The sequence below is a fragment of the Rhizobium sp. SEMIA 4085 genome, assembly GCF_013004495.1.
GTDB lineage: Bacteria > Pseudomonadota > Alphaproteobacteria > Rhizobiales > Rhizobiaceae > Rhizobium > Rhizobium gallicum.
Genome location: NZ_JABEPH010000250.1, coordinates 1 through 9,041, shown reverse-complemented (window position 1 = coordinate 9,041; position 9,041 = coordinate 1). Strand labels below are relative to the sequence as shown.

The 9,041-nt window shown below is 55.3% G+C and carries 8 protein-coding genes; all 8 read left to right on the top strand.

The annotated features are described in order from the left end of the window. Positions 1 to 189, top strand: a 189-nt coding sequence (locus C9413_RS32780) for a hypothetical protein (RefSeq protein WP_210263582.1), incomplete at its 5' end; no start/stop codon positions are given. A 332-nt stretch (positions 190 to 521) separates the two neighbouring features. Continuing rightward, entirely contained in the window at positions 522 to 1,943 is a 1,422-nt protein-coding gene (locus tag C9413_RS22000) for a glutamate-1-semialdehyde 2,1-aminomutase (protein WP_040115591.1), read from the top strand. A gap of 158 nt (positions 1,944 to 2,101) precedes the next feature. After that, complete coding sequence (locus tag C9413_RS21995) at positions 2,102 to 3,340, top strand: class I SAM-dependent methyltransferase (RefSeq protein WP_040115592.1); 1,239 nt, start codon at positions 2,102 to 2,104, stop codon at positions 3,338 to 3,340. Continuing rightward, the gene (locus tag C9413_RS21990; protein WP_246703824.1) at positions 3,337 to 4,647 is read left to right on the top strand and encodes a DUF4910 domain-containing protein; all 1,311 of its coding nucleotides are present in this window, start codon (positions 3,337 to 3,339) and stop codon (positions 4,645 to 4,647) included. Before C9413_RS21995 ends, C9413_RS21990 begins: the two co-directional genes overlap by 4 nt. A 5-nt stretch (positions 4,648 to 4,652) precedes the next feature. Then, positions 4,653 to 5,384 (top strand): SDR family NAD(P)-dependent oxidoreductase, encoded by a 732-nt coding sequence (locus C9413_RS21985; RefSeq protein WP_040115593.1) that lies wholly within the window; start codon positions 4,653 to 4,655, stop codon positions 5,382 to 5,384. 525 nt (positions 5,385 to 5,909) lie between these two features. Beyond that, the gene (locus tag C9413_RS21980) at positions 5,910 to 6,698 is read left to right on the top strand and encodes a family 16 glycosylhydrolase (protein ID WP_281408664.1); all 789 of its coding nucleotides are present in this window, start codon (positions 5,910 to 5,912) and stop codon (positions 6,696 to 6,698) included. After that, positions 6,698 to 7,882 carry a glycosyltransferase gene (locus C9413_RS21975; protein WP_170250909.1) on the top strand — a complete coding sequence of 395 codons (1,185 nt, stop codon included), beginning with the start codon at positions 6,698 to 6,700 and terminating at the stop codon, positions 7,880 to 7,882. The genes C9413_RS21980 and C9413_RS21975 overlap by 1 nt, the downstream gene beginning before the upstream one ends. Positions 7,883 to 7,893: 11 nt before the next feature. Further along, positions 7,894 to 8,892 carry a glycosyltransferase family 2 protein gene (locus C9413_RS21970; protein WP_170250908.1) on the top strand — a complete coding sequence of 333 codons (999 nt, stop codon included), beginning with the start codon at positions 7,894 to 7,896 and terminating at the stop codon, positions 8,890 to 8,892. The last annotated feature ends 149 nt before the right edge of the window (positions 8,893 to 9,041 follow it).

Here is a 9,041-nt window from a genome sequence, read left to right as displayed (position 1 = left end):
AACGACTCAAATCTCCCTACAGGAAATGTCTTAACTGAAGCTCAAAGAGGAAGGCTCTCGAATCCCGTTATGGTCCATCTCGATGGGATCTGGTTACAATTGCATGCTGAACCAGCGCAACGCCCCGGTCTCCAAGTAGCAAGTGCACAAAAATACACCAGATTAAAGCTGATTTTAACTCATCATTAATTCTTATTTACATGTTGTTTCTTTAATGATAACTCTTGAACAGTAGCAGTGGAGTATAGTGTACTTGCGTGTATCTAATGCGTACCTGACAAACTTGGAATCCAGCAGTCGCTGCATGTTTTCGATTTGGCGCCCGTTGCAGTATATGCGGCTGGCTCAGCAGTTTTTCAGAGAAGACTTAACCCACTTTGATCTCTCAAGGTACGGTCTTCCCGCGCTTCGGACATCCCACGGTCGCCCCTCCCCGCTCAGCCATTTTAAAATGTCGTTGAACACGTCCGTCAACGCCCATCGCGACGGCATACGACGTGTTTTCGGAGGGGGAAAGAACGGTGACCAGACTCATTAGCAACTTCGAGAACTCGAACGAGTTGCGCCAGCGAGCCAGAAGGTTGATTCCGGGAGGAGCGCATACTTATGCAAAGGGCGACGATCAGTATCCGGTCTTATCGCCGGGCTTCATCGCCCGGGGGCACGGCGCCTATGTCTTTGATGTAGACGGCAACAAGTATATCGAGTTTGGCATGGGAAACCGTGCCGTCTCCCTTGGCCATGCCTATCCGACGGTCTTGCGCGCTGTAGAGCGGGAATTGAAAAATGGCGCGAACTTCACCCGGCCGGCCGTCATCGAGTTAGATTGCGCATCGATCTTTCTTGAGACGATCCAAGGCGCCGAAATGGTCAAATTCTGCAAGGATGGCTCACATGCAACCTCTGGCGCCATTCGTTTGGCAAGAGCCGTCACCGGACGTGACCTTGTTGCGCGATGCGCCGATCACCCGTTCTTTTCGACCGATGATTGGTTCATCGGCACAACGCCCATGAATGCCGGCATCCCGAAAGCCGTACGGGATATGACGCTATCGTTTCGCTATAATGAGATTGACAGTGCCAAAGCACTGTTTGAGCAACATCCAGGCAAGATCGCGGCTGTCATCCTTGAGCCATCGAAAGGGGAAGCGCCGAAGGATAACTTCCTGCATCGTCTTCGCGACCTTTGTCATGCCAATGGAGCACTTTTCATCCTTGACGAGATGATAACCGGTTTCCGGTGGCACCTGAACGGAGCGCAGGCTCTTTACGATATCCAGCCAGATCTATCCTGTTTCGGCAAAGCGATGGGCAATGGCTTTGCCATCTCCGCGCTTGCGGGAAAACGCCAATTCATGGAGCTTGGTGGTATCGATCAGCGCGAGAAGCCACGCGTTTTCCTGTTGTCGACCACCCACGGCGCTGAAACGCACGCTATGGCGGCGGCAATTGCAACGATCAAGATTTATCGTGAAGAGCCGGTGATCCAGCATCTTTTTGAAAAAGGCGAGGCGCTTCGAAAAGGTATTTCGCAGATCGCCGCTAGCCACGGGATTAGCAATCATTTCAGCGTCTCCGGGCTGGCAAGTAACCTGGTTTACGCAACGATCGATGAGGACGGCCGTCCCTCCCAAGCGTTCCGCACGCTGTTCCTGCAGGAAATGATCAAGCGCGGTGTTCTAGCTCCCTCCTTCGTTGTCAGTTACACGCACGGCGACCCCGAGATTGAAAAGACGCTCGATGCTGTTGACGGTGCGCTTTGCGTTTATCGCAAAGCCCTTGAAAACGGGGTGTCCAGTTATCTGGTCGGCCGACCATCAGACGTGGTGTTCCGCGCCACGAACCGCATGACAACCCAGCCTGACGCTGTGCCCGCTCTGGTGCCTGAATTAAATCGTCGCGTCAAACGGCGCGAGACGAGCCTTGCCACTGCCGGCCGATAGAAAGGTTTATGATGTCGACCGGATCATTTTCGAGGAGCCTAAACCTCACGGTTGTTGTACCGCGAACAGATCAGCAAAGGTAAACCTCTCATAAAGCTGCCATTGGTTTCAGACCAAGTACTCTTCACCGCATCGTTTCGTCTAGGGGGACGAAGATCATGTCTTCATTCAACTGCCGGTTCTGCAATACCACACTCACTCAGACGGTCGTCGATCTTGGCGCGTCACCGCTTGCAAACTCCTACATCGCCATCGACAAAACCCAGGATGCTGAACCGTTCTTTTCACTACATGCTTTCGTTTGCGACGAGTGCTTCCTGGTCCAGGTCCCTCCCATGGCGCCGCGGGAAGACATTTTCGACAGCGAATATGCCTATTTCTCCTCCTATTCCACCTCGGTACTGAAGCATGCCCGCGAATATGTCGATCAAATGGTGGCGCGGTTTCAATTCGGCTCTGGCCACCAGGTGATCGAAATTGCCAGCAACGACGGCTACCTTTTGAAGAACTTCAAGGAACGCGGCGTTCCGGTGCTCGGCATAGAGCCATGTGCCAATGTCGCGGCTGTCGCGGTAGAGGCAGGCATCCCGAGCAGGGTGCAATTTTTCGGTGCCGAGACGGCACGGCAGTTGGTTGACGATGGCCTCACAGCTGACCTTTTGATTGGCAATAACGTGCTGGCGCATGTCCCCAACATCAACGATTTCGTTGCCGGCATCAAAATCGTGTTGTCGGCAACCGGCATCGTAACGATCGAATTTCCGCATCTCATGAAGATGCTAGAGCTCAATTACTACGATACGATCTATCATGAGCACTATTCGTACCTTTCGCTCTATAGTGTCGAGAAAATCTTTGCCCATCACGGCTTGACGATCTTCGATGTCGATGAGATCCGTCCACAAGGAGGATCGTTGCGCATTTATGCTCGCCACGCCGAAGATCAAAGCCAGCCAGTCTCGCTGCGTGTCGGCGAACTGCGTGCGCGCGAAATTGAAGGCGGCGTCAATTCTGTTCAACGCTACAGCAAATTTTCTGAGCAGGTACACCGCACCAAGCGCGATCTGCTGCGCTTCCTGATCAATGCAAAAGAGATGAAAAAGACCGTTGTCGCCTATGGCGCTCCGGCAAAGGGCAACACGCTTTTGAATTTCTGCGGCGTTGGTACTGATCTCATCGAATATACCGTCGATGTCAGCCCTCATAAGCAGAACCACTTGCTTCCGGGGACCCGCATTCCGATCCACGCACCGCAAAAGATTGCGGAGACCAAGCCCGATTACGTTCTGATCCTTCCCTGGAACATCAAAGATGAGATCATCAGCCAAATGTCGGAGGTCAAAGGCTTGGGCAGCCAGTTTGTGGTTCCGCTTCCCAATGTCGAGGTCGTTGCTTGAGCGCCGTCAGTGCGCCAGACAAGGATCCTGCCGGCGCGCGGATGTATGCCCTCATTGAACGACTTTATCCGATCTGTCGCAGCATCACAGGTCCCGGCGTCGTGGAGACACTGGAGATCATCAGGCAGGAAATTCCGGTTGAGATTCATCGCATAGCAAGCGGCACAGAGATCTTCGACTGGACGGTCCCGCAGGAATGGAGCATCCGCGATGCCTATGTAAAGGACGAGAAGGGCAATCGCGTCATCGACTTCAAGGCAAGTAATCTGCACGTCGTCAACTATTCACGACCGATCCACGCGACATTGCAGCTCAAGGCGCTGAGGCCCCATCTGCACACCGACCCCGCCCATCCCGCTTGGATACCCTACCGCACGAGCTACTACAAGGAGGACTGGGGCTTCTGCCTCTCCCAGAACGCCCTTGAGGCGATGAGCGAAGGATCCTACGAGGTGTTGATAGACTCAACACTTTCAGACGGCGAACTCCTATGGGGCGAGTGTTTCATCCCCGGCACCACAACCGACGAAATCGTTATCTCGACGCATATCTGCCATCCGTCGCTTGCCAACGACAACCTGTCCGGCATCGCCGTCTGTGTCGAGCTTGCTAAGCTTTTGATGGCAACACAGCGGCGCTATTCCGTGCGGATGCTCTTCATTCCGGGCACCATCGGTTCGATAGCCTGGCTTTCGATGAACCGCGAGCGGCTGTCGCGCATCAGACATGGTCTCGTCGCCGTCAACCTCGGCGACCCTGGCATGCTGCACTACAAGAAAAGTCGGCACGAAACGGCCGAGATCGATCGGGTGGTGGAGCATGTGCTGAAGGCAGCGGGGCAAGCCCATTCGATTATGGCGTTTTCTCCCTATGGCTATGACGAAAGGCAGTTCAGCTCGCCTGGCATCAACCTTCCCTTCGGCTGTCTGTCGCGTACACCCTACGGGCGGTTTGCCGAGTACCACACGTCGGGCGACAACCTTGATTTCGTGAAGCCGGAAGCGCTTGCCCACTCACTCAAAACCTACGGCTCAGTGCTTGACACGCTGGACCGCAATCGAGCTTTCGTGAATCTCTCGCCGATGTGCGAGCCGCAACTTGGAAAACGGGGGCTCTACGATGCCGTCGGCGGCAAATCCGACACGAAGACGCGTCAGTTGGCCCTGCTCTGGGTTCTAAACTATTCCGACGGCAAACATGATCTCCTCGATATCGCCGTAAAATCGGGTCTTGCATTTGATTTGATTGCCGACGCCGCCGATCTTCTGCTTGGCCATGATCTACTTGCATCGGCGCAGAGGGACTAGGGACCATGGAAAAATCTCTTAAGGGGCGGGTGGCAGTGGTGACCGGGGCAGCGGGCGGTATCGGTCAGGCGATCGTATCAGCCTTAGGTGTAGCCGGCGTGACCGTTCATGCTCTTACCCGAGGCGGCGTCCCGCCGTCGTCCCTTAGCAACGGAGCATCGATCAGCTGGCATCACGTCGATCTTGCCGACGATCGGGCGATCGCCGAATTCGTTGCCCGTTTGCGGGTGACCGATCGCGGCATCGATTACCTAGTACACAGCGCTGGCGTCTTTTGTTCGGGTCCGGTTGCGCAAAGCCCGGTGGAAGAACTCGATAACGTCTGGCGCGTCAATCTGCGCGCGCCCTATGTTCTGACGCAGCTCCTTCTCCCGGCACTGGCCAGACAGAAGGGTTATATCGCGTTCATCAACTCAAGCGTGTGGCTTAATCCGAGAATGGAGCTCGCGGGTTACACGATGAGTAAATATGCCTTGAAGGCCTTTGCCGACGTGCTGAGAGCCGAGATCAACAACCAGGACGTGCGCGTGCTCAGCATCTTTCCGGGGAAGACCGCAACGCCGATGCAGGAAACTATCCATGATGCGAGAGCGCTTTCCTATCAGGCAGACGAGCTATTGCAGCCGGAATCGGTGGCAGCGAACCTGATCACAGCCTTGTCAATGCCGTCCACCTGTGAAGTCACCGAAATTTTCATGCGTCCAGCACGACCGACGCCGCCGACCTTCAACGACTAGACATTCTTAGTGCCGCCATCCGCAGCGCCAGTGTGATCGAGCAAATACGTTCATCACGGACAGACGTCCCTGCCCTCTCCAGCATACCTGTACCATTATGAAACGACAGAATCTGAACCTTGTTCAAAAACTAATCTACGGCGCAAAATCAAGCTTTTAGCTATCAGATTCGTTAATTTTGTGTTGCCTATTTCAAAATTCTGAAATAACGTCTTCGCAAATACTGCCACGCTGCTCTATGGATGCCGGTATAAACGATCGTAACTAGTTGAACTAGGTCAATATTGGCAACATCGGCGTTGAAGTTCAGGCAGGATAACTATGCGGCAATTCCGCCGCGCATTTATTATGCCTGTAAAAAAAGAATCAGAAAGTATAGCCTGGAATTTTTAGTGCCGACGTCCCCGCGCCATTTGTTTCTCGTACTCGCTTCGGGTTGCTACTATGAATTTCGATCAACCTTCACATGCTGCCCGTTCAGTTATGGGTCAGGAATTCAGTTGCATTTTCCGCCAGATCTTTTCATTGATCTTGCTAACGTGTGCGCTTGCCCCCAACGTTCAAGCCGCGGACGGGCGCCCCGCAGCATCCTTCTTCGAGAGCTTTGACCGGCTCGACCCCAACTTCTGGTATATTTCAGACGGCTGGACGAACGGTGATCATCAAAACTGCATCTGGTCGGCGGGAATGATCAAGATTGCCGACGGCTTTGCATCGCTGATGCTCGCAAAGGACACTGTCGATCAGGAGGCCCTGCTGTGCGCAGAAATCCAGACAAAGCAGCGCTACGGCTTTGGCACTTATGAGGCAAGGATAAAGACGGCGACCGGGTCAGGCCTTAACTCGGCGTTTTTCTCCTATATTGGCCCTGCCGACCATGAGGAGCACGACGAGATCGATTTCGAGGTGCTGGGGAACAACAGTGCTGCTGTCCAGGTCAACCAGTACGTGAAAGCGAAGGGCGGCAACGAAAAGCTCGTTTCGCTCGCCGGCCCGGCCGACGAGGAATTCAACCATTTCGCCTTTACCTGGGAGCCCTCAAGACTGCGGTTCTTCGTCAACGGCCTCCTCGTCCACGAAGTTACCGATACGCTCCGCATTCCGACGGCAGGGCAGAAAATCTTCTTTAGCCTGTGGGCAACCGATACGCTGACAGGCTGGATGGGCCCCTTTGCCTACAAGGGACCGACGATCATGCAGGTCGACTGGGTGAGCTATACCGCTGCAGGCGAAAGATGTCTGTTTGCAGCCTCTCTGACGTGCGATGGGGCCATCACCGTCAGCGCCCCTGCAAAGCCGCAGGAGAACCTTTGATGCCGCGCCTGCTTTACCTTGTTCATGATCTGTCCGATCCGGCGGTTCGCCGACGCCTGATCATGCTGACACGCGGCGGCGCGACGGTTGACCTTGCAGGGTTTTCGCGGGCAAAGATCGAAGGCGATATCGCAGGCATCAAGCCGGTCAATCTCGGCAGGACGGACGACGGCCGCTTTGTCCATCGCACCTGGGCCGTTCTCATGGCCATGGCAGGGCTTCAGGCCGCTCTTTCAGGCGCCAGCAAGCCGGACGTGATCGTCGCCCGCAATCTCGAAACGCTGGCACTGGCAAACCGCGCCAATCATTATTTCGGCGGATCCGTGCCGATCGTTTACGAGTGTCTCGATATTCACAGGCTTCTCGTCGGCATGGGTCCCATCGGGCGCTCGATGCGATTTGCCGAACGTTGGTTTGGCCGAAGCGTCAGCGCGATCGTTACCAGTTCGCCAGCCTTCAAGAGCAACTATTTCGATGTCCTGTCTTTTCTGAAGGCCCCGGTCAAGCTCGTCGAGAACAAAGTGGTCGCGGCCACAGATGAGGGCCTTCTTCCCGTTCCGCAAAGATGCGAAGACCGGCCATGGCGCATCGGCTGGTTTGGCGCGCTGCGTTGCAGGAAATCATTGAAGCTGCTTGCGCACTTCTCAAGGATGGCGAATGGCAGGTTCGAGATCATTCTGCGCGGCCGGCCAGCTTATACGGAATTTGAGGACTTCGATGCCTTCGTGGCGAACGAACCCTTCATGCGTTTTTGTGGTCCCTATCGAAACCCGGAGGATCTGGCTGCCATTTACGGCGAGGTCGACTTTGCTTGGACGGCCGATAGTTTCGAAGAGGGACTCAATTCCAAGTGGCTGTTACCGAACCGGCTTTACGAAGGATGCCTGCACGGAGCGGTACCGATTGCCGTTCAAGGCACCGAGACGGCTGAGGTACTTCGGCGCAACAGTATCGGCCTGATCTTGTCGGATGCCACCTCCTTTGCGTTAAGCATGGCCATGGAGGGGCTGGACGTTCGACGCTTTAGGGAGCTGGAGTCCGCCGTTGCCGCATGCGATCGGCGCAACTGGGAGATCGATGAGGCAGACTGCAAGAACTTGGTCGCCTGGCTCGCCGGCTTGGCGCCAGCCGGGCCTCGCAAAACTTCAGATCACTTTCCGATCAGTTCGTCATTTGCCATATAGGATCGAACGCGATGAATAAGCACGTAAGTCCAGAAGATTGCTGCTTGATCGTCATTCCATGCCTTAACGAGCGAAACTACATTGGTGCGCTTCTGAACGGTCTGAGCACGGAACTCCAAGCTCCGGGCTGGCGCATTGTAGTGGCCGATGGCGGCAGCAAGGACGGCTCGCAGGATATCATCAAGGCCGCCTCCGCCATCGATCCGCGCATCATCTTCCTTGACAATCCGAAGCGGCTGCAAAGTGCGGCGATCAATCTTGCAGTGGCACGCTACGGCCGTGGTTTTGAATATTTCGTGCGCATGGACGCGCATGGACAATATCCGAAGAGTTATTGCCAGCAGCTAATTGCTGATGCCGAGATGACCGCTGCTGCCTCCGTCGTCGTCGCCTTGGAGACGACCGGTTTCAATACGATCCAGAAAGCAGCCGCGATTGCCCAGAATTCGAAGATCGGCAATGGCGGTTCTGCGCATCGCAATCTGTCGAGGGGCGGCTACGTCGACCATGGACACCACGCCTTGATGCGCGTCAGCGCCTTTCTCGCCGTCGGTGGCTACGATGAAACCTTTTCCCATAATGAGGATGCCGAGCTCGACTTCCGCCTGAGGAAGGCTGGCTACAAAATCTGGATCAGCGGCACGACAAGCATGGTCTATCATCCGCGTGCAAGCGTTGGCGCACTGTTTTGTCAGTATCTCAATTCCGGCCGCGGACGGGCGCGCAACATCCGTAACCACAGGACAATGCCGGCTTTGCGCCAAATGCTGCCGCTTACGGTCGCGCCCGCCGTTGCCGGCACGGTGCTCGCGCTGTTTTACTGGGCGGCGATCGTTCCGGCGTTCGCCTGGGCGTTCACCTGTATCGGCTATGGCTTTTATCTTCGCGTGCGCCAGCAGATGCCACACGGACCATTGGCCGGACTGCTTGCTATGGTCATGCATGTAGCCTGGTCAACCGGTTTCTGGCTCGAGATGCTGTCGCTTGGTCCAAGAAGGGGCGTCTCATGAGCCGGCCACTTCTCATCGAAATTGCCGTCTGCACGTACCCGCGGAACTCGCCCAGCGATACGCTGGCGTCGATTGCGGCGGTTGCCGTACCTCAAAAGGTTAGGTGGGTGTCGGAATGAAAGAGTTCATAGGCATATGCAAGGCAAAGA

What these genes read in the sequence shown, in the direction of transcription:
- C9413_RS21995 (WP_040115592.1), top strand. Translation starts at nt 2,102, where the DNA reads ATGTCTTCATTCAACTGCCGGTTCTGCAATACCACACTCACTCAGACG.
- C9413_RS21985 (WP_040115593.1), top strand. Translation starts at nt 4,653, where the DNA reads ATGGAAAAATCTCTTAAGGGGCGGGTGGCAGTGGTGACCGGGGCAGCG.
- C9413_RS21975 (WP_170250909.1), top strand. Translation starts at nt 6,698, where the DNA reads ATGCCGCGCCTGCTTTACCTTGTTCATGATCTGTCCGATCCGGCGGTT.
- C9413_RS21970 (WP_170250908.1), top strand. Translation starts at nt 7,894, where the DNA reads ATGAATAAGCACGTAAGTCCAGAAGATTGCTGCTTGATCGTCATTCCA.